Below are 18,727 nucleotides of genomic sequence, written 5' to 3'. Positions count from 1 at the left end.
TCGTCATCCCCGATGAGGGGAGGCGGCCAGTTCTCTCTGACATGGCGGCCCGGCGGCGAAGCGACGCGATCGAGATCGCGCGGGTCTTCGCGCTCAGGCGATCGGCCGGCGCGCGGCGACCTCCGCGGCCTGCGCGACTCCGGATCGCCACGGAACCCCGTGCCCCGGCAGCAGCACGTCCGCCCCGGTCGCCGCCAGCACCTCGAGCGACGCGAGCGAGACCGCCGTGTCCGCGGTCGCCGCCCGGGCCACGAGGTGCGGACCGGTCCGGGCCGAGTACGGATCGAGCGTCACCAGGGCGTCGCCGCCGATCACCGCCCCGCGCTCGGGCAGGTGCAGCGAGACGTGCCCGTCGGTGTGCCCGGGGGTCGCCAGCACGACGGGCGAGCCGGGCACGTCGAGCACGGAACCCGGCTCCAGCGGCGTCGTGCCGGTGAGCGGAGGGACCCGCAGCGCCCCCGCCCGCGCCATCGCGCCCAGCACCGGAACGGCCGACGGGTGGCGCAGCGGGTACAGAAGCGGCGTGCGCTGCCGGCGGTAGGAGTAGGGATGCGCGGCGAGCCGGGCGTCGGCGGTATGCAGCCACACCGGCACGCCGCGCTCGCGCAGCCGGCGCGCGAAGCCGAGGTGGTCGAAGTGCGCGTGCGTGAGCACCAGCGCGTCGATCGCGGCGAGCCCGCGGCCGAGGACGTGCAGCGCCCGGAGGAGGTGCGGCCAGGTCCCGGGCAGCCCTGCGTCGACGACGGTCAGCCGCCCGCCCTCCTCCAGCAGGAACACGTTGGTGAACGCGTGCTCGATCCGGTGCACCCCGTCGACCTCGTGCCGGTGGAGGCCCGGGCCCCCGCGCCGCCGTCCGCCCGTGTACGCGCTCATGCTGCCTCCTGCTCGTCCCTGACCGGGCGCTCACCCGGATCCGACGACGGTAGGACGCCCCACCCCGCCGGCATCAGGGCGTTGACAGCCCATGCTGATCGAGTAGCCCGCGCAGCGGGCGTATCGAGATCCACCCGCGTTCGCAGTCGGGTCTGCAGACCGCCCTGTCGGGCACGGTCGGTCTCGATACGCCCCTGCGGGGCTACTCGACCAGCATGGAGGGCGGCCGCTGCCGCGCCCTTTCCGTCATGAGAAAACCATGCTGATCGAGTAGCCCGCGGAGCGGGCGTATCGAGATCCACCACCGTCAGATCGCGAGTCTTCGGACCCGCCCTGCTGGTGGTGGCGGGTCTCGATACGCCCCTGCGGGGCTACTCGACCAGCAGGGAGCGCTCGCTGCTCACGCCCGCGAGCCGCCGCCCGCCTCCTCGTCCGCGAGGCGCTGCAGGACGCGCTCCGAGGCCGCGGACATCTCGGACGGGACCTCGAGGGCGGTGAGGTACTCGACGACGGAGGTCATCTCGTGGCTGCGGCGGACGGCGTGCTTGCGGCTGCCGGTCTCGTAGCGGTCGATCTTCGCCTCGACGTCGCCCGAGAGCTGCGCGGCGATCTGCTCGCGGATCCACGGCTCGCAGCCGGCGGCGCGGCCGGCGGTGACGGCTTCGACGACGACCGCGGCGAGGCTCTTCATCAGCACGCTTCGGAGCAGCTTGCGCGAGGTCGCGACGCCGGCCGGGCCGTCGATCCGTTCGACCTCGGCGCCGAGCGCCGACAGCCAGGCCTCAACGTCGCCCGCCGCGGCGCCGCTGACGATCGTCTCGGTCCGCGCGCCCTTCGCGGGCACCGGGCCGAGGATCGCGACGTCGGCGAAGCGGCCGCCCGCGGCGTCGATCACCCGCTCGACCGCCTCCATCGTGGCGGGGGAGGCGGTGGTGAAGTCGGCGTAGACGGCGCCCGCGCGCAGGTGCGGGGCGGCGTCGGCCGCGATCCGCTCGCTCAGCGACGCCGCCGTCAGCACGACGACGAGGTCGGCGGAGGAGACCGCACCCGCCAGGTCAGCCGTCCGCTCCACCCCCTCGGGAGTGCCGGGGGCGGCCGGGTCGTAGCCCGAGACCGTGTCGCCGTGGGCGGCGGCGGCCGCCGCGTAGAGGGCTCCGGCCTCGCCGAGTCCGATGAATCCGATGCGCATCGCGCGTCCTTCCTTCGCCGGACGCTCGTGCGCTCCGGCTGATCAGCGCTGGAGGGCGTTCGCCGCTCGGCGCAGTTCTGGCACCTGCGCCTCGAGGTGGGCGCGGGGGGTGGTCTCGAGGGGGCCCGAGGCCGAGATCGCGGCGATCACGTCACCGGCAGCGCCCCCGAGGGGCACGCTCACGGCGGCGACGCCGGTCTCGCGTTCGTTGATGGAGATGTGGAAGCCGTCACGGCGGACCTGCTCGAGCTGCTCGCGCAGCTCCCGGGCCGTGACCCGCTCGCCGGCCGCGGTGTCGGTGTCGCCGAGCCCCTCGAGGATCCGGTCGCGCTCGTCCTCCGGCAGGGCGGCCAGGATGTTCTTCCCGGCGCCCACGTGCAGCGGGAGCCGCCGGCCGAGCGGGAGCTGGTAGCGCAGCGGGTCCTGCCCGTCGACTCGGACCGTCAGGATCCGCGAGTCGCCGATCCGCGCGTAGAGCGAGGCGGTCAGGCCCGTGCTGCCCGCCAGCTGCTGCAGCACCGGCCGGGCTCGGGAGATCAGCGGGTCGGTCGCGAGGTAGCTGTGCCCCATCCCGAGCGCCGCCGGCCCCAGCCGGTAGAGCCCGTTCTCGGTGGCGACGAGGCCCCGGTGCTGCAGTGAGCCGAGGATCCGCAGCACGGTCGCGTTCTGCAGGCCGGAGCCGCGGCTCAGCTCCACCAGCCGCAGCGGGGAGTCGCTGCGCTCGAGGAGCTCGAGCAGGTCGAGCGCGCGGTCGACGCTGCGCACGGTCGAGGCGGACGCGTCCGCGGGAGTCTGGGCCATGGCCACCATTGTCCCGGGCCGCGGCGCTGACGTCCGCTGCCCCGGCGTCCCCGGCGGCGTCCCCGTCCCCGGTCACGGCCCCGCCAGGATGCTCTTCCGGGTCGCGGTCTCGGTGGCGTGCTTGGCCTCCGCTCGCTCCAGCACGGCCTCGGCCTCGCCGCGCGGGACGACCGCCAGGCCGTCGGAGTCGCCGAGCACGAAGTCGCCGGGCGAGACCACGACCGAGCCGATCGCGACGGGCACGCCGAGCCGGAACGGTCCGTTCTTGTAGGGGCCGGCCGGGCTGACCGCGCGGGCGAACGCCGGGAAGCCCATCTCCTCGAGGTCGTCGACGTCTCGGAGCGCCCCGTCGATCACGATGCCGATGCAGCCGACCTTGCGCAGCCGCTCGCCGATCAGCTCGCCGACGAGCGCGCGGTCCTGCACGCCGTGGCCGTTGACGACGAGCACGTCGCCGGGGCTGAGCCGCCCGATCGCCTCGTGGATGCCGGCGTTGTCGCCGCCGGCGACCTCCACCGTGAAGGCGGGGCCGGCCAGTCGGGCGCCGCGCCAGACGGGGCGGATCGCGGCGTCGACGACGCCGAGGCGGTCCATGGAGTCGCCGACGTTGGCGACGGGGAGGGCGGCGAAGCGCTCGAGGAGGGTCTTCGGTACCGCGGCGTTCTGGGAGGGCTCGTTCTCGGTCATGTCGTTCTCGTTCCGTGTCGAGGGGGCGCCGCCTAGTCGGCGGGCTTCCAGCCGTGGGCGTAGGAGAGGAGGAGCGTCCAGATGCCGAGCACGCCGGCGACGCCGAACGTCCACGGGCTGAGCGCGGCGGAGGCGCCGGCGATGAGGGTGCCGTTCACGACGACCAGGCCGGCGATCTGCAGCAGGACGAGGATCGTGCCGAGCACGAGCATCGTGACGAGGAGGACCACGAAGACGGTGGTCATCAGCGAGATGACGCGCTGACGGCCGGGGCCGTGCGGGGAGTCGCGGGGGGCGGTTTCTTCGGACATCAGTGTCTCCAGGACGAGGGCGGGACGGCGGCGGGGTGGGGGCGGGGGCGGGCGCGCATCAGTGCGGCACCGGCAGCCAGCCCGGCCCGATGAGGGCGGCGATGAGCAGGATCGGGAGGACGTAGAGCACGATCAGCGGGACGAACGTCTTCACCGGGTTCACCTGCGCGATGCCGGTCGCGATGTAGATCGCGGCGGCGCCGGGCGGCGAGGCGCCCTCGGTGGAGGCGGCGACGAGGACGACGCACGCCGCGAGCACCGGGTCGACGCCCGAGGCGACGAGGACGCTGAAGCCGATGCCGCCGATCGTCGCGATGGTCGCGGTCGAGCTCAGCGGCCCGGCGACCAGGACGACCATCACGGCGACGATCACCGACATCACGACGGGCGAGGCGTTCAGCCCGTTCAGCACGCTGGAGAGCTGCTCGGCGAGCCCGAGCTCGGTGAGCACCGCGCCGCCGGCGAAGGCGAAGACCAGCGTGGCGCCGATGTCGCGGTAGCGGGGGGCCGTCTTCGCGACGAAGCCGTACCACTCCCGGCCTGACTTCGGCAGGCCGCGCCAGCCCAGCGCGGCGGCGAAGAGGCCGAGCAGCACGGGGATCCAGACGATGATGCTGATCGCGTCCATCACGTCCGCGCCGAGCACGCCGGTCAGCGCCTCGCCGGTGGGGCCGAGGGTGACGACGACGGGGATGATGATGCCGAGGAAGACGAGCAGCGAGGTCCAGCCGCGGCGGAACGACTTGGCGAACGGCAGGATGTCGGCGGCGTCGACGCGGCCGATCTTGTACTTGCGGACGAAGTAGAAGACGACGATCAGGCGCCAGAGGATGCACCAGGCGGCGGCGGCGAACATCGCGAGCAGCAGCTGGTCGATCGAGATGTACGGCGCGACGGTGGCGGTGCCGATCAGGATGAAGAACGAGGCGCTCGGCGGGATGACGGTGCCGTTGCCCGCGTTCCCGGCGATCAGCGTCGCGGCCACGTGCGGCGGCCAGTTCGAGCGCTTCATCCACGGGATCGCGACCGAGCCCATGGTCGCCGCGTTGGCGGATCCGGAGTGCGCGACCGCGCCGAACAGCGCCGAGCCGACGGTGGCGACGTAGCCCGCGCCGCCGCGGAGGCGGCCGAGCAGCGAGTTCAGCAGGTCGACCTGCCGATCGATCACGCCGGTGGAGGCGAGCAGGAAGCCGATGAACGTGAAGGCCAGCGCGGCGAACACGATCTCCTGGTCGAAGGCGGCCTGCATGCCGACGAGGACCAGGCGGAGGAAGTCGCCGCCGCCGAAGGCGCAGACGACCAGGAAGCCGACCACCATGGCCTCGCCGATGCCGCGCTTGAGCGCGACGCTCCAGATCACGATGACCGCGATGTACGCGATGAGGGCCCAGACAGCCAACCCCATGGGGTGTTCCTTCCGCTCGTCGTTGAGGGATGCGGAGTTCACTAGGTGAACTCAAAGTTCGTTTTGACGAGTATGGGGGGCTGGGGCGGCGGGGGTCAAGTCGGAGGGGTGGCGCTGGAGGAGGGCGATGTTCCTGAGGAAGGGCGCGCAGCGCCGCGGGGATCAGGCGACGGTGGCTCGACCGGCGGCGGCGGCGGCGGCGACCGCGCACTGCGCACTGAGACGTTCAAGAAGACCGCCCGGCTCGGCGTCACTGAGAGCCCCGGTGCCCCAGTGAGTCGGCTGCACCGGGGGACGAGATGCTCTCTGCCTCGTTCGAAGACATGATTCTGCTGACCGCCGACCCGCGGTGCGGTGTATCGACTTCACTCGGCACCCCCGCGACCACGGCGTCGGCGCGATCAACGCCTCCAGCGCCGCCTGTTACGCGAGCAGCAGACCGACGAACACTGCACCCGGCCCGTCGTGACGGCCGTGCCTCCGCCTGGAATGCAGTAGTCGACGGACGTCGACGTGCACCAGGACGCGACTCGGTCCTTCCGTTCGCGTCGAGGGTGCCGACGCTCAGCCCGGCTGATGCACGTGGATGTCGCTGCTCGACGTCACGCCGTTGAACTCGAGATACAGCTGCCCCTCGACGACCGACACGGTCAGCGAGTTGCGGCGCTCGAGTACCGCGACCGCGGCATCGAGGAACCCATGGTCGAAGCTCTGCACGGTGATCTGCTCGAGCTGGTGGATTCGCTTGCCGGACCACGCCGCGATCACCTTCTCCGGGTTGCGATGCGTGTAGACCGTCGTCCGGTCGGCCAGCTTGCTCCCGAAGTGCAGTCGCTCGGCATCCGGCGCGCCCACCTCGATCCACGTGGTCAGCCTGCCGGTGAGATCACGGACCAGCACCGCCGGCTCGGTCGCCGTCGACGAGATCCCCTCGCTGAAGGTGATCCCCTCCACGTATTCGAGGCAGTAGGCGAGAACGCGCGTCATCATGAACGCGTCGGTCTCGGAAGGGTGCCGAGCGGCCCGCAGTGTGATGTCCTCGTAGACGCCGCGGTCCACATCAGCCAGCTGTATCGCGAAGTTGTACATCACTGCGCCGGCTGCCATGCGTGCGAGCCTATGTCCTCTCGCTCATCGAGGATCGCGAAGCTTCTACGGCGCCGTTGGGGCATCGTGTTCGCGCGCCTCCTCGCAAGAACGGCCCGGCAGGAGGCATTCACTCCGTCGAGAGCGTCTCACTCGCTGATTCGTAGCAGGGGAGGTCTTTCGGTGCTCCATGCGCGATGGCTGGACGCACGCTCCCGTTCTCGAGGGGCCGCCGAGTCGAGCCGGATACTCAGGGGATGACATCACCACTCGTCTCGGCCGTCGCTCACTCCGGCCTCACCGTGACCGATCTCGACGACTCGGTGGAACTGTGGTGCTCCGGTCTCGGCTTCACACTCGACCGCACCTTCACGCTCGATGCGGCCACCACGGTCGCGACCACGGGCGTCGAGGGAACGACGATCCGAGGAGCGGTGGTGACGCTCGGAGACCACCGAGTCGAGCTGCTGCAGTACGACCCCCCTCGGTCGGCTCGAGCAGCCGGCTCACCCGCGGACATCGGCACGGTGCACATCGCCCTGACGGTCTCGGACCTCGACCGGGTGCTGGACCTGTGTGCCACGCACGGTTGGCGGCCGGTCGGTCCGCCCCACCGGATGACCAGCGGCGCCCGAACGGGTACGCGCATCGTCTACCTCGAGGGTGCGCTCGGCGGCTTCCTCGAACTGATCGCGCCACCGCGACTTCCCTAGCGCGAGTCTGAGGGGGCTGAACTGCAGGAGGGCGGCGGCGCGGAATCGCGCGACGCCGCCCCGAGGGATCAGGCGATGGCGGCGATCAGGCGATCGCGGCGCGGAGCGCAGCCGCCGCCGCCCCCACGTCGGGCGCCCCGTAGATCGCGCCGCCCGCGACGGCGACCACGGCGCCCGCGCGCTGGACGGACTCGATGGTGGCGGTGCTCACGCCGCCCGCGACCGAGAACGGGACGCCGGAGGCCTCGCCGTCGCGCAGGAGCGTCTCGAAGGTGAAGCCCTCCTCGGCCTGCTCGTCGAGGCCGGCGTGCATCTCGACGAACTCGGCGCCGAGGGCGACGACCTCGCGGGCGCGGGCGGCCTTGTCGGGGACGCCGATCAGGTCGACGACGACGCCCTTGCCGTGCTTCTTGCCGGCGGCGATCGCGCCGGCGATGGTGCTGTCGCCGGCGACGCCGAGGACGGTCACGAGGTCGGCGCCGGCCGTGAAGGCCATGTCGGCCTCGAGCTCGCCGGCGTCCATCGTCTTGAGGTCGGCGAAGACCGTCTTGTCGGGGTGCGCCTCCTTGATGGCGGTGATGGCCGAGAGGCCGGCGCTCTTGATCAGCGGGGTCCCGAGCTCGAGGATGTCGACGTGCGGGGCGGCCGCGGCGGCGAGCTCGAGGGCGGCGTCGGTGCTGAGGGTGTCCATGGCGAACTGGAGCTTCACGGGGTGCTTCTTCCTGTCGAGGTGGGGATGGTGAGGAGGGTGGGGCCGGTCGTCATTCGAGGTTCGCGTGGCGCGGCCAGAGCTCGTCGGCGCTCGCGCCGCCGCGCTTCCAGAGGGCGTGGAACAGGGCGTCGCCGGTGAGCACGACGACCTGCTCGAAGAGCCCGCCGGAGTACTGCGCCGAGGCGGCGCCCGAGCGGTCGAGCTTGTCGGCGGCCGGCACGATGACGACGGCGGAGGCGAGCTCGGCCAGCGGGGATCCGGCGGCGGTGGTGATCGCGGCGACCCGCGCGCCGGCGTCGACGGCGGACTGCGCCGCGCGGACGATGCCGCCGGTGGTGCCGGAGCCGCTCGCGGTGAGCAGCACGTCGCCCTCGCGGATCGCGGGGGTGGTGACGTCGCCGACCACGTGCACGACGAGACCGAGGTGCATCAGGCGCATGGCGGTCATCCGCAGCGCGAGGCCGGAGCGGCCGGCGCCGTGCACGAAGACGCGCTCGGCGTCCGCGAGCAGCTCGGCGACGGGCTCGAGGCGGTCGGTCGTGAGCGCGGCGGTCGCCTTCGAGACCTCGGCGACGATCGCGGCGAGGGCCTGGGCGGGGTCGGTGGTGACGTCGGTGGATGCGGGCATGTGGCCAGCCTGCGCGCGGGGGACGCCGGCTCCCACCACCCGATGGAGCGGTTCTGCCTACCCGATCGGGTGGGTGGCGCCGTGCGCGGCTAGGCCGGGTAGGTTCGAGGGATGGAGCCCGCCGCGACCGCCGCCGAGACCCCCGCCGAGACCCCCGCCTCCCGCTCGCTGCTGCAGCAGCACGCCCGCACCGTCGCCGAGCAGGCCGACCGGCACGCGGTGGCGCTGGAGTCGGTGCTCGCAGCCCTGCGCGCCGAGCGCCTGGACGATCGGGCGGCCCGCACCGTCGCGATCGACATCGCGGCGAACGCGCTGGTCGAGCTGCGGACCGCCTCCGACGAGCAGCGCAGTGCGATGCTCGAGCCGGTCGTCGGTGCGTTCGCCCGGCTGCGGCGCGACTTGAGCCCGCTGGTGCGGTTCGGCGACCTGGACGTGCAGTTCGTCGAGCCGCCGGCGACCGGTCGCGCGCTGCCCGGCGAGGTCGCGCACGCGGCGCGCGCGATCGTGCGGAGCGCGGTGCTGGCCTTCGTGGAGTCGGAGCAGACGCGGCGGGTGCGGATCCAGTGGGACTGCGACGGGCTGAACCTGCTCGTCGAGATCCGAGACGACGGCCGCGGCGAGCTGACCACCCGCGACGAGGCGCTGCGCCCGATCGCGGAGCGCGTGCGCGGCCTCGACGGCGAGCTGTCGATCGCGTCGACGGCGGGCTGGGGCTCGACCCTGTCGATCCGCCTGCCGCTCGATCCGCCGGCTCAGCCCGACGGGCTGGACCTCGCCGAGCTCAGTGCCCGCGAGCGCGAGGTGCTGAACCTGATCACGCTCGGCGCCTCCAATCAGCGGATCGCGGACGACCTCGGCATCAGCGGCAACACCGCGAAGTTCCACGTGTCGAACCTGCTGCGCAAGGCCGGCGCGCACAACCGGGCCGAGCTGGCCGCCCTGGCCCGGTGACGCGCGCCGACCGCGCAGGACCGCCGGCGGGTCAGCCGATCAGCTCGGCCACCGTGTAGCCGAAGAGCGCGCCGTCGGCGTCCTCCGCCTCGACGCCCGCGTAAACGAAGCCGAACGGGTTGTCGCCGCCGACGATCGCGTTGTAGACGCCGTGGACCTCGAAGCGGCCGGTCGCCGGGTCGACCGCGACGTAGCGGCCGGCGTCGCGGCGGAGGTCGACGCGTCCCTCGCTCACCTCGGAGAAGTTGAGGAAGACCTTGGCCGGCAGCGGGCCGCGGGAGATGGTGACGACACCGGTCAGCACCGGGAACTCGACCCGGTCGCCGGCGCGGGTGCCGCGGTACTGGACCGGGGTGAACGCGATGGTGCCGGTGATCGGGCCCTTGTCGGCCTCGGGGGCGGTCGAGGCGGCGGCGGCCGGCGTGGCGATCGCGACGGCGATCACGGGGACGGACCAGGCGGCGCCGGAGAGGACGCTGCGTCGGGGCAGGGCGGGCGAGGTGGGCAGGGTGGAGCGCAGGCGGGTGTCGTTCATCAGGGTGTCCTTGGGGGTGAGGTGCGCGGGCCCGGGCGCTCCGGAAGGAGGCGGGCCGGCGGCGGGCGTGAGAGCGGCGGGGCAGCGCCGCACGCGAGGTGCGCCGCTCGGGATGCCCGTGCCGCTCGGATCTTCGTCACGACGGCAGTTTCGGGTTGCGTGTCGCGACAACCGACCTTCTCACACCCTGCATGCGTATGCATAGACCGTCTCCGGCAACTGTCGGGTTTCGACGGGCCGGCGGCTCGGGCCGTCTGCATGCTGATCGAGCGGCCCGCGGAGCGGGCTTGCATGCTGATCGAACAGCCCGCGCAGCGGGCCTCCATGCCGATCGAGTAGCCCGCGCAGCGGGCCTCCATGCCGATCGAGTAGCCCGCGCAGCGGGCGTATCGAGCGGAGGGGGCGCCTTCGGCGCCAGCGCAGGGCGGGGAAGAGACCGACGTCCTTGCGGTGGTGGGTCTCGATACGCCCCTGCGGGGCTACTCGACCAGCATGTCTGCGGGCGTCTCTTCCAAGTAGATCCACCACGGCCCGAAGGCGAGTCTGCAGTCTTGCCCTGCCGGCGACGTCGGGTCTCGATACGCCCCTGCGGGGCTACTCGACCAGCATGGGGCGACGCCTCTGCGGCGTGCGGAAGCGCTTGCTGATGGAGCGGCCCGCAGGGCGGGCCTCCATGCTGGTCGAGGTGCCCGCAGGGCAGGCCTGCATGCTGATCGAGGTGCCCGCAGGGCAGGCCTGCATGCTGATCGAGTAGCCCGCGCAGCGGGCGTATCGAGATCCACCACCGCCCGAAGGCGAGTCTGCAGTCCCGCCCTGCTGACGACGTCGGGTCTCGATACGCCCCTGCGGGGCTACTCGACCAGCATGCCGGTGCGCGCCGAGGCGTCCCGGAGTGGTCGAGGCGTCCCGGTGCTGCTGGACGCCTCGACCGCAACGGGACGCCTCAGCGGATCCGCGCAGGTCTCGATCGGGGGTCAGCGCCTCGCCGGTGCTTCCCTCCGCCCGCGCGCGCCTGCTACGGTGCCTGAACCGGTTAAGTAAACCGGTTCAGATCCGGACTCGACGACGAGCAGGAGGCGCGGCCATGGCGGCACGACCGACGATCCTCGACGTCGCCCGCGCGGCCGGCGTCAGCAAGGCCCTCGTCTCCTTCGCGCTGAACGACCGGCCGGGCGTCTCGCCGGAGTCGCGCGAGCGGATCCTCCGCGTCGCCGGCGAGCTCGGCTACCGGCCCAGCCTCACCGCCCGCTCGCTCTCGACGAGCGTCTCCTTCGCGGTCGGGCTCGTGGTCGCCCGCGACCCCGAGGTCATCGCCGCCGACCCGTTCTTCCCGGCCTTCATCTCGGGGGTCGAGCGGGTGCTCGCCGAGCACGGCCGGGTGCTGGTGCTCAGCGTCGTCGACCCGGGCGCCTCGGAGGAGGCGGTCTACCGCACGCTCGCCGCCGACCGCCGCGTCGACGGCGTCTTCCTCAGCGACCTGCGCGAGGCCGACGCCCGGCCGGCGCTGCTCGCCGAGCTCGGCCTGCCCGCGGTCACGCTCGGCCGCCTCGACGGCTCGAGCTCGCCCGCGGTGGTGATGGACGACACCGCCGGCATCACCGGCGCCGTGCAGCACCTCGCCGAGCTCGGCCACCGCCGCATCGCGCACGTCGCCGGCTCCGGTCACCTGCTGCACTCCCTCCGCCGCCGCGAGGCGTTCGAGCGCGCCTGCGCCGACGCCGGCCTCGAGCCCGGCCCCGTCGTCGTCACCGACTTCAGCGCCGGCCAGGGCGCGAGCGCCACCGAGACCCTGCTCGACTCCGCCGTCCCGCCCACCGCCATCGTCTTCGCCAACGACCCGATGGCCATCGCCGGCCTCGGCGTCGCGCACACCCGCGGGCTGCGCCTGCCGGACGACCTCTCGATCACCGGCTTCGACGACTCCGAGATCGCCGCGCACGTCTACCCCTCGCTGACCTCGGCCCGCACGCGCCCCGCGCGCTGGGGCGAGGCGGCCGCGCGGACCCTCCTCGACCTGATCGAGAACGGCACCGCCCCCGACGTCGACCTCGAGCCCGCCGGACTCGTGGTCCGCCGTTCGACCGCCGCACCGCGGTCCCGAATCCTGACCCCGACCCCCTGAACCCGATCCACCTGACGCGCCTGCGCACCGCCGCGCACGCGCAGAACAAGGAGAACACCATGGCCTCGATGAAGAGACGCTGGCTGACCGGAGTGGGCATCGCCTCGCTCGCGACCCTCGGACTGACCGCCTGCAGCGGCGGGGGAGGGGGCGCCTCCACCGACCTGACCGCGACCGGCCCGATCACCATCTGGTACTCGAACAACGAGCAGGAGGTGCAGTGGGGCAAGTCGATGGTCGACGCCTGGAACGCCGATCACCCCGACGAGCAGATCACCGGCCAGGAGATCCCGGCCGGCAAGAGCAGCGAGGAGGTCATCGGCGCCGCGATCACCGCCGGCAACGCGCCCTGCCTCGTCTTCAACACGGCGCCCAGCGCGGTCGGCCAGTTCGAGCGCCAGGGCGGACTCGTGAACCTGTCCGAGTTCGAGGACGGCGTCGACTACATCGAGACCCGCAGCGGCGACCTCGCCGAGCAGTACCAGAACGCCGACGGCGAGTACTTCCAGATGCCGTGGAAGAGCAACCCGGTCGTCATCTTCTACAACAAGGACGTCTTCGCCGCGGCCGGTCTCGACCCGGAGAACCCCTCGCTCGCCACCTACGACGAGTTCACCGCCACCGCGAAGACCCTCGTCGAGTCCGGAGCCGCGCCCGCCGCGATCCAGCCCGCGCCGACCAGCGAGTTCTTCCAGACCCAGTTCGACTTCATGCCGCTCTACGCCGCGGCGACCGGAGGGACGGGGCTGGTCGAGGACGGGAAGGCCACCTTCGCCGACGACGCCGGCTACCAGGTCGCCGACTTCTGGAAGAGCCTCTACGACCAGGGCCTCGCCGGCCGCGAGCAGTACCAGGGCGACGCGTTCGCCGACGGCCAGGCCGCGATGTCGATCGTCGGCCCCTGGGCGGTCTCGGTCTACGACGACCTGAACTGGGGCTCCGTCTCCGTGCCCACCCCCGACGGCACGCCCGCCGAGGACACCTGGACCTTCAGCGACGCGAAGAACGTCGGCCTCTACTCCGCCTGCGAGAACAAGGGCACCGCCTGGGACGTCCTGAAGTTCGCCACCAGCGAGGAGCAGGACCGCTCGCTGCTCGAGACCACCGGCCAGATGCCGCTGCGCACCGACCTGCAGACCACCTACGCCGACTACTTCGAGGCCAACCCCGCCTACCAGCGCTTCGGCGACCAGGCGAGCCGCACCATCGAGGTGCCCTCGGGCCCGAACACCGTGCAGATGCTGCAGGCGATCCGCGACGCCTGGGGCAAGACCGTGATCTTCGGCGACGGCGACGTGCAGTCGGCGCTCGACGGGGCGGCGGAGACCGTCACCGGGCTCGCCGGCCAGCAGTGAGACGCCGGACGGCAGTGAGATGACGACTCTCGCCCCGAAGGCTCCGGCGTCGCAGGGCGCCGGAGCCCCGCGGCCCCAGGACAAGCGGAGCCTGCTCCGCCGCGTCCTCGGTCCGCAGCCCTTCGGGCTGCTGCTCGGCAGCCCCTACCTGCTGTTCGTGCTCGCGGTCTTCGCGTTCCCGGTCGGCTACTCCGTCTACATCGCCTTCCACGACTTCTTCTTCGCGGCCCCCGGCGTCCAGGTCGAGCGCCCGTTCGTCGGCTTCGACAACTTCGTCACCGCGTTCTCGAGCCCGCAGGTCATCCGCTCCTTCGGCAACATCGGGATCTTCCTGGTGATCAACGTGCCGCTGACGGTGGTGCTCTCGCTGCTGCTCGCCTCGGCGCTGGACAAGGTCGTGCACCTGCGCACGTTCCTCCGGGTCAGCTTCTACGTGCCCTACGTCACGGCGAGCGTCGCGGTCGTCGGCGTCTGGCTGTTCCTCTTCAACGGGAACGGACTCGTGAACAGCCTGCTCGGGCCGCTCGCGCCGGACCCGTCCTGGCTGATCAACGACAAGCTGGCGATGCCGATCATCGCGCTCTACGTCACCTGGAAGCAGCTCGGCTTCTACATCCTGCTGTACCTCGCGGCGCTGCAGAACGTGCCGAAGGAGCTCTACGAGTCGGCGTCGACCGACGGTGCGGGCCGCATCCGGCAGTTCTGGTCGGTGACCGTGCCGAGCGTGCGGCCGGCGACGCTGCTGGTGCTGCTCGTGTCCACCGTGACCGGCGCGAACCTCTTCACCGAGCCCTACCTGCTCACCGGCGGCGGCGGGCCCAACGGCGCCTCCGCCTCGCCCGTGCTGCTGATGTACCAGCTCGGCATCCAGCAGGGGCAGCCCGACGTGGCCTCGGCCATCGGCGTCGTGCTGGTGCTGCTCGTGCTCGTCATCGCCTACCTGCAGAACCGCTTCGCCGGGGAGAGGAACTCATGAGCACGCTCGCCAGTGCCGGAGGCGCGACCTCCGCGGTCCCCGCCGCCGCCACCCCGCCGACCCGGCGGAAGCGCCCGGCCTCGAGCCGATCGGCCGTGATCCTCCGCGGCGTCGTGCTCGCGCTCGGCGCGATCGTCTTCCTGTTCCCCTTCTACTACATGGTGATCGGCTCGCTGCAGACCGACCCCGACCCGACCCTGGCCGGGGCGATCCCCGAGGCGGGCAACCTCACCCTCGACAACTACGTGAACGTCAACGAGCGGATCAACCTGCTCACCGGGTTGATCAACTCGGGGATCTTCACCGGCGGCGTGCTGCTCTGCACGATCGTCTTCGGGGTGCTGGCGGGCTACGCGCTCGCGATGCTCGAGTGGCGCGGCCGGAACGCCGTGTTCGCGCTCGCGCTGCTGGTGCAGGTCATCCCGTTCCAGCTGCTGCAGATCCCGCTCTACGTGCTGATCGCCCGCGACTACGGACTCGCGGACAGCCACCTGGGCATGATCCTGCCGTTCGCCATCAACTCGACGGCGGTGATCATCTTCCGGCAGTACTTCCTGCAGCTGCCGAAGGAGCTGTTCGAGGCCGCGCGGATCGACGGGGCGGGCGAGATCAAGCTGCTGTGGAACATCGCGCTGCCGCTCGTGCGCCCCGCGCTCGTCACGGCCGTGCTGCTCACCTTCATCGGCCCCTGGAACGAGTTCCTCTGGCCGTTCCTGATCACGAAGGACGCGTCACTGCAGCCGCTCGCCGTGTCCCTCGCCAACTACATCTCCAACGTCGCGTCGTCGACCGACAACCCGTTCGGCGCGATCCTCGCGGGCGCCGTCGTGCTGGCCGCCCCCGTCGTCGTGCTCTTCATCGTGTTCCAGCGCTACTTCGTCTCGACGGATCTCGGATCCGGAGTGAAAGGATGACCATGACTCCCACCCCCGGCACCACCGCCACCACTCGCACCGCCGTCCCCTACCGCCTCGAGCGCGTCGGCGTCGTGATGGAGCCGCTCCCCGGCGACGACCTCGAGGCCGAGGGGGTGCTCAACCCCGGCAGCGGACGCGGCCCCGACGGCGAGCTCTACCTCCTGCCCCGGATGGTCGCCGCCGGCAACGTCTCGCGGATCGGCCTGGCCCGCGTGCTCGTCGAGGACGGCGTGCCCGTCGGCGTCGAGCGCCAGGGCGTCGTGCTGGCGCCCGACCGCGGCTTCGAGCGCGGGGCGACGCACTCCGGCGTCGAGGATCCGCGGGTCACCTTCATCGAGGCGCTCGGCCTGCACGTGATGACCTACGTCGCGTACGGGCCGCTCGGGCCGCGGACGGCGCTAGCCGTCTCGGAGGACCTGCGCGAGTGGCGCCGCCTCGGCCCGGTGACCTTCGCCTACGACGACGACCTCGACATTGACCTCGGGCTCTTCCACAACAAGGACACGGTGTTCTTCCCCGAGATCGTGGCGGCGCCGGACGGCACGCGCTCGTTCGCGGTGCTGCACCGGCCGATGTGGGACCTCGGCGAGACCCGCCCGGGGGAGGGCGTGCGGCTGCCCGCCGGCGTCGACGACCCGCGGCAGAGCATCTGGATCAGCTACGTGCCGGTCGCCGAGGTGGACCGCGACCTCGCGAACCTGACCCGCTGGACCCGGCACCGCTTCGTCGCGGGCCCCGAGTTCGCCTACGAGGAGCTGAAGATCGGCGGCGGCCCCGTGCCGCTGCGGGTGCCCGAGGGCTGGCTGCTGCTGCACCACGGCGTCACCGGCACCATCGACAGCGCCTTCTCGCAGCAGCAGCACGTCAACTACGCGGCCGGCGCCATCCTCCTCGACGCCGACGACCCCTCGAAGGTGATCGCCCGCACCTCCGAGCCGCTGCTCGAGGCCGAGACGGAGGAGGAGCGCAGCGGCATCGTCCCCAACGTCGTCTTCCCCACCGCCATCGAGGAGATCGACGGCCGCCACTACGTCTTCTACGGCATGGCCGACTCCAAGATCGGCGCGGCCCGCCTGCTCCGCACGGACGAGTAGGCGCGAGGAGCCCGCGCTGCGGGCGCCCCTCCGAGGCCGCGGAGCGGGCGCCCCGCCTACGAGCCCGCCATGCGGGCATTCATGCTGATCGAGTAGCCCGCTGCGCGGGCGTATCGAGATCCACCGTCCTCCAGAAGGCCGGGTCTCGATACGCCCCTCCGGGGCTACTCGACCAGCATGCAGTCGCCCCTCCGAGCCCCGCGGGCGATGCCCCTCCGAGCCTGCGCCGCGGGCGCCGTTCCCTGCTGATCGAGTAGCCCGCTCCGCGGGTGTATCGAGATCCCCCACCCCCAGCCACCACCCCCCTTCAAGGAGAGAGTTCAATGACGAACTTCAGACCCCGCGCCGCCGCCGTCCTGGCCGCGACCGCGCTCGCCGCCGGAGGCCTCGCCGTCGGCGCGGCCCCGGCGCAGGCCGCCGAGCCGCTGACCAACACCGCGCACCTCGACTTCCTGCTCGACACCGCCACGCCGGAGCCCCAGGCCGGCCACAGCACCTACCGCCTCGCCGAGGAGCCCGACCTCGTGCTCCCGTGGACCTACGCCGACGCCCGCGATGGCGGCACCTTCGAGCGCGTCGGCGGCGGCCCCCTCGACCCGGCGACCGGCGACTGGGCGCAGGGCGCCTACAACACCGACGACGTCTCGCGCGCCGCGGTCGTCTACCTGCGGCACTGGCAGCAGACCGGCTCGACGGCGAGCCGCGACAAGGCCTACGAGACCCTCCGCTCGCTCGCCTACTTCCAGACCACCGACGGCGACGACGCCGGCAACGTCGTCCTCTGGATGCAGCCCGACGGCGAGCTGAACCCCAGCGCCGAGCCCGTGGAGCTGCCCGACCCGAGCGACTCCGAGGACAGCTACTGGCTCGCCCGCACCCTCTGGGCGCTCGGCGAGGGCTACGCCGCGTTCCAGGACGAGGACCCCGACTTCGCCGCCTTCCTGCAGGATCGCCTGCGCCTCGGCGTCTCCGCCGTCGACCGCGAGGTGCTCACCCGCTACGGCGAGTACGCGGTCGCCGACGGCGTCGACGTGCCCGCCTGGCTGATCGTCGACGGCGCCGACGCCACCGCGGAGGCCCTGCTCGGCCTCTCCGCCTACGTCGAGGCCGCACCGGAGGACGCCGCTGTGCGCGCCAGCACTGCGAAGCTCGCCGAGGGCGTCGCCGCCTACGCCCGCACCACGACGGAGGTGGACACCACCTCCTGGCCGTACGGCGCGATCCTGCCCTGGACGAAGTCCCGCTCGCTCTGGCACTCCTGGTCCTCGCAGATGGCGGGCGGCCTGGCCGCCTCGTCCGTCGCGCTCGGCGACGCGTCGCTCCTCGAGCCCGCCGTCGTCGACGCCGCGCGCTTCGCCCCCGAGCTGCTGACCGCCGGCGGCCCGGACAACGGCTGGAACCCGACGCCGACCGACCGCGTGCAGATCGCCTACGGAGCGGACTCGCGGCTGCAGAACTCGCTCGCCCTCGCCGACGCGACCGGCTCGAGCGCGACCGGTCCCAGCGCGTACCTCGACCTTGCGGGCGTGCAGGGCGCCTGGTTCTTCGGGCTCAATCTCAGCGGCGCCCCCGTCTACGACCCGGCGACCGGAGTCACCTACGACGGCGTCCAGGCCGACGGCAGCGTCAACCGCAACAGCGGCGCCGAGAGCACCATCCACGGCCTGCTGTCGATGCTCGCGCTCGACGCGCACCCGTCGGTCGCCGCCCGCGCGACCGCGGTCACGACCCAGGCGAGCCGCGACGGCCTCCGCCTCGTCGAGGCCGAGTCGGCCCGCGGCGGCACGGTCGTCACGCCCGAGTCGGCGTGGACCGGCGAGTCCGGCTGGAGCGGCTCGTACCTGTCGCTCACGAACTGGCGCCGCGCGGCGACGATCCCCGTCGGCTCCGCGACCCAGGACCGCCTGGTCGAGGCCGTGATCTTCGCCGCCGAGCGGGGCACCGAGAAGACCCCGATCAGCCTCTGGAACTCGGGCCGCCGCCCGCTCGACGTGCTCACCAGCACCGTCGGCGCGCAGGGCGTCACCGAGGCGTCCGGCATCCTGCTCCCGCAGAAGCTGCGGCGCACGCTCCCCGCGAGCGCGACCACCGTCGAGGTCCGCGCCCTCTCCGGCGAGACGAAGCTCGACGCCCTGCTGGTCCGCCCCGTCGTCTCGCGCCTCGTGCTTGTCGGCGACACCGGCCGCACCGAGCTGGTCCGCAACTCGACCGCGACGCCCCAGCCGACGACCGTCGACGGCACCGGCACCCTCCGCGTCTACGCGCAGGACGGCACCCTCGTCAGCGAGTCGCCCGCCACGGGGCCGACCCCGGTCACCCTCCCCGCCCAGGGCTTCGCGATGCTCCTCGGCTGAGCTGGAACCGCCTCAAGA

18 protein-coding genes are annotated in these 18,727 nt (G+C 72.5%); 8 read left to right on the top strand and 10 right to left on the bottom strand.

Going from position 1 to position 18,727, the window contains the following annotated elements; genetic code table 11:
* Nucleotides 1-93: 93 nt before the first annotated feature.
* The 7 genes from EDF43_RS03360 to EDF43_RS03330 all read right to left on the bottom strand — a co-directional run bounded on the left by EDF43_RS03360 (nt 94) and on the right by EDF43_RS03330 (nt 6,373).
* A complete protein-coding gene (locus tag EDF43_RS03360) occupies nt 94-873 on the bottom strand; it encodes an MBL fold metallo-hydrolase (RefSeq protein WP_132435474.1) in 780 nt (259 codons plus the stop codon).
* Between the two features lie 400 nt (nt 874-1,273).
* Entirely contained in the window at nt 1,274-2,062 is a 789-nt protein-coding gene (locus EDF43_RS03355) for a DUF1932 domain-containing protein (RefSeq protein WP_132435472.1), read from the bottom strand.
* Between the two features lie 42 nt (nt 2,063-2,104).
* Entirely contained in the window at nt 2,105-2,863 is a 759-nt protein-coding gene (locus EDF43_RS03350; protein WP_132435470.1) for an IclR family transcriptional regulator, read from the bottom strand.
* A gap of 72 nt (nt 2,864-2,935) precedes the next feature.
* On the bottom strand, nt 2,936-3,550 hold the full coding sequence (locus tag EDF43_RS03345; protein ID WP_132435468.1) for a methyltransferase: 615 nt from the start codon (nt 3,548-3,550) through the stop codon (nt 2,936-2,938).
* A gap of 32 nt (nt 3,551-3,582) precedes the next feature.
* The gene (locus EDF43_RS03340; protein WP_132435466.1) at nt 3,583-3,861 is read right to left on the bottom strand and encodes a hypothetical protein; all 279 of its coding nucleotides are present in this window, start codon (nt 3,859-3,861) and stop codon (nt 3,583-3,585) included.
* 58 nt (nt 3,862-3,919) lie between these two features.
* Complete coding sequence (locus tag EDF43_RS03335; protein WP_132435464.1) at nt 3,920-5,266, bottom strand: TRAP transporter large permease subunit; 1,347 nt, start codon at nt 5,264-5,266, stop codon at nt 3,920-3,922.
* 564 nt (nt 5,267-5,830) lie between these two features.
* The gene (locus EDF43_RS03330) at nt 5,831-6,373 is read right to left on the bottom strand and encodes a YaeQ family protein (RefSeq protein WP_132435462.1); all 543 of its coding nucleotides are present in this window, start codon (nt 6,371-6,373) and stop codon (nt 5,831-5,833) included.
* 236 nt (nt 6,374-6,609) lie between these two features.
* Here EDF43_RS03330 and EDF43_RS03325 point away from each other — a divergent pair, with 236 nt between their 5' ends.
* A complete protein-coding gene (locus EDF43_RS03325; protein ID WP_165909000.1) occupies nt 6,610-7,065 on the top strand; it encodes a VOC family protein in 456 nt (151 codons plus the stop codon).
* 85 nt (nt 7,066-7,150) lie between these two features.
* Here the strand turns inward: EDF43_RS03325 and hxlA are convergent, their stop codons facing one another.
* Together hxlA and hxlB are read right to left on the bottom strand one after the other, a co-directional pair.
* A complete protein-coding gene (hxlA, locus tag EDF43_RS03320; RefSeq protein WP_132435458.1) occupies nt 7,151-7,774 on the bottom strand; it encodes a 3-hexulose-6-phosphate synthase in 624 nt (207 codons plus the stop codon).
* A gap of 52 nt (nt 7,775-7,826) precedes the next feature.
* Entirely contained in the window at nt 7,827-8,405 is a 579-nt protein-coding gene (gene hxlB / locus EDF43_RS03315) for a 6-phospho-3-hexuloisomerase (RefSeq protein WP_132435456.1), read from the bottom strand.
* A 111-nt stretch (nt 8,406-8,516) separates the two neighbouring features.
* Here hxlB and EDF43_RS03310 point away from each other — a divergent pair, with 111 nt between their 5' ends.
* On the top strand, nt 8,517-9,356 hold the full coding sequence (locus EDF43_RS03310; protein ID WP_132435454.1) for a LuxR C-terminal-related transcriptional regulator: 840 nt from the start codon (nt 8,517-8,519) through the stop codon (nt 9,354-9,356).
* 31 nt (nt 9,357-9,387) lie between these two features.
* On the opposite strand, the gene EDF43_RS03305 is transcribed toward EDF43_RS03310, so the two are convergent.
* A complete protein-coding gene (locus EDF43_RS03305) occupies nt 9,388-9,891 on the bottom strand; it encodes a hypothetical protein (RefSeq protein ID WP_132435452.1) in 504 nt (167 codons plus the stop codon).
* A 1,084-nt stretch (nt 9,892-10,975) separates the two neighbouring features.
* On the opposite strand from EDF43_RS03305, the gene EDF43_RS03300 reads away from it, so the two are divergent.
* The 6 genes from EDF43_RS03300 (at nt 10,976) to EDF43_RS03275 (ending at nt 18,709) form a co-directional block, all read left to right on the top strand.
* Nucleotides 10,976-12,013: a LacI family DNA-binding transcriptional regulator gene (locus EDF43_RS03300; protein ID WP_132435450.1), complete on the top strand. Its 1,038-nt coding sequence runs from the start codon at nt 10,976-10,978 to the stop codon at nt 12,011-12,013.
* A 59-nt stretch (nt 12,014-12,072) separates the two neighbouring features.
* Nucleotides 12,073-13,368 (top strand): extracellular solute-binding protein, encoded by a 1,296-nt coding sequence (locus EDF43_RS03295; RefSeq protein WP_243646213.1) that lies wholly within the window; start codon nt 12,073-12,075, stop codon nt 13,366-13,368.
* Between the two features lie 19 nt (nt 13,369-13,387).
* Nucleotides 13,388-14,344, top strand: coding sequence for a sugar ABC transporter permease (locus EDF43_RS03290; RefSeq protein ID WP_123447429.1), 957 nt, complete (start codon nt 13,388-13,390; stop codon nt 14,342-14,344).
* The gene (locus EDF43_RS03285; protein ID WP_132435448.1) at nt 14,341-15,258 is read left to right on the top strand and encodes a carbohydrate ABC transporter permease; all 918 of its coding nucleotides are present in this window, start codon (nt 14,341-14,343) and stop codon (nt 15,256-15,258) included. The genes EDF43_RS03290 and EDF43_RS03285 overlap by 4 nt, the downstream gene beginning before the upstream one ends.
* Before the next feature lie 2 nt (nt 15,259-15,260).
* Complete coding sequence (locus tag EDF43_RS03280) at nt 15,261-16,355, top strand: glycosidase (RefSeq protein ID WP_132435446.1); 1,095 nt, start codon at nt 15,261-15,263, stop codon at nt 16,353-16,355.
* Between the two features lie 323 nt (nt 16,356-16,678).
* Nucleotides 16,679-18,709, top strand: coding sequence for a hypothetical protein (locus tag EDF43_RS03275; protein ID WP_132435444.1), 2,031 nt, complete (start codon nt 16,679-16,681; stop codon nt 18,707-18,709).
* Nucleotides 18,710-18,727 lie beyond the last annotated feature (18 nt).

Origin of the sequence: Rathayibacter sp. PhB179 (assembly GCF_004345345.1) — a bacterium.
GTDB lineage: Bacteria > Actinomycetota > Actinomycetes > Actinomycetales > Microbacteriaceae > Rathayibacter > Rathayibacter festucae.
Note: the sequence above shows the minus strand (reverse complement) of the source record. Positions and strands in the feature narration are given on the sequence as shown.

Coding starts and splice junctions, on each gene's coding strand:
- EDF43_RS03340 (WP_132435466.1), bottom strand. CDS start 3,861: ATGTCCGAAGAAACCGCCCCCCGCGACTCCCCGCACGGCCCCGGCCGT.
- EDF43_RS03300 (WP_132435450.1), top strand. CDS start 10,976: ATGGCGGCACGACCGACGATCCTCGACGTCGCCCGCGCGGCCGGCGTC.
- EDF43_RS03345 (WP_132435468.1), bottom strand. CDS start 3,550: ATGACCGAGAACGAGCCCTCCCAGAACGCCGCGGTACCGAAGACCCTC.
- hxlB (WP_132435456.1), bottom strand. CDS start 8,405: ATGCCCGCATCCACCGACGTCACCACCGACCCCGCCCAGGCCCTCGCC.
- EDF43_RS03335 (WP_132435464.1), bottom strand. CDS start 5,266: ATGGGGTTGGCTGTCTGGGCCCTCATCGCGTACATCGCGGTCATCGTG.
- EDF43_RS03295 (WP_243646213.1), top strand. CDS start 12,073: ATGGCCTCGATGAAGAGACGCTGGCTGACCGGAGTGGGCATCGCCTCG.
- EDF43_RS03330 (WP_132435462.1), bottom strand. CDS start 6,373: ATGGCAGCCGGCGCAGTGATGTACAACTTCGCGATACAGCTGGCTGAT.
- EDF43_RS03325 (WP_165909000.1), top strand. CDS start 6,610: ATGACATCACCACTCGTCTCGGCCGTCGCTCACTCCGGCCTCACCGTG.
- EDF43_RS03350 (WP_132435470.1), bottom strand. CDS start 2,863: ATGGCCCAGACTCCCGCGGACGCGTCCGCCTCGACCGTGCGCAGCGTC.
- EDF43_RS03355 (WP_132435472.1), bottom strand. CDS start 2,062: ATGCGCATCGGATTCATCGGACTCGGCGAGGCCGGAGCCCTCTACGCG.
- EDF43_RS03285 (WP_132435448.1), top strand. CDS start 14,341: ATGAGCACGCTCGCCAGTGCCGGAGGCGCGACCTCCGCGGTCCCCGCC.
- EDF43_RS03275 (WP_132435444.1), top strand. CDS start 16,679: ATGACGAACTTCAGACCCCGCGCCGCCGCCGTCCTGGCCGCGACCGCG.
- EDF43_RS03360 (WP_132435474.1), bottom strand. CDS start 873: ATGAGCGCGTACACGGGCGGACGGCGGCGCGGGGGCCCGGGCCTCCAC.
- EDF43_RS03290 (WP_123447429.1), top strand. CDS start 13,388: ATGACGACTCTCGCCCCGAAGGCTCCGGCGTCGCAGGGCGCCGGAGCC.
- EDF43_RS03305 (WP_132435452.1), bottom strand. CDS start 9,891: ATGAACGACACCCGCCTGCGCTCCACCCTGCCCACCTCGCCCGCCCTG.
- EDF43_RS03280 (WP_132435446.1), top strand. CDS start 15,261: ATGACTCCCACCCCCGGCACCACCGCCACCACTCGCACCGCCGTCCCC.
- EDF43_RS03310 (WP_132435454.1), top strand. CDS start 8,517: ATGGAGCCCGCCGCGACCGCCGCCGAGACCCCCGCCGAGACCCCCGCC.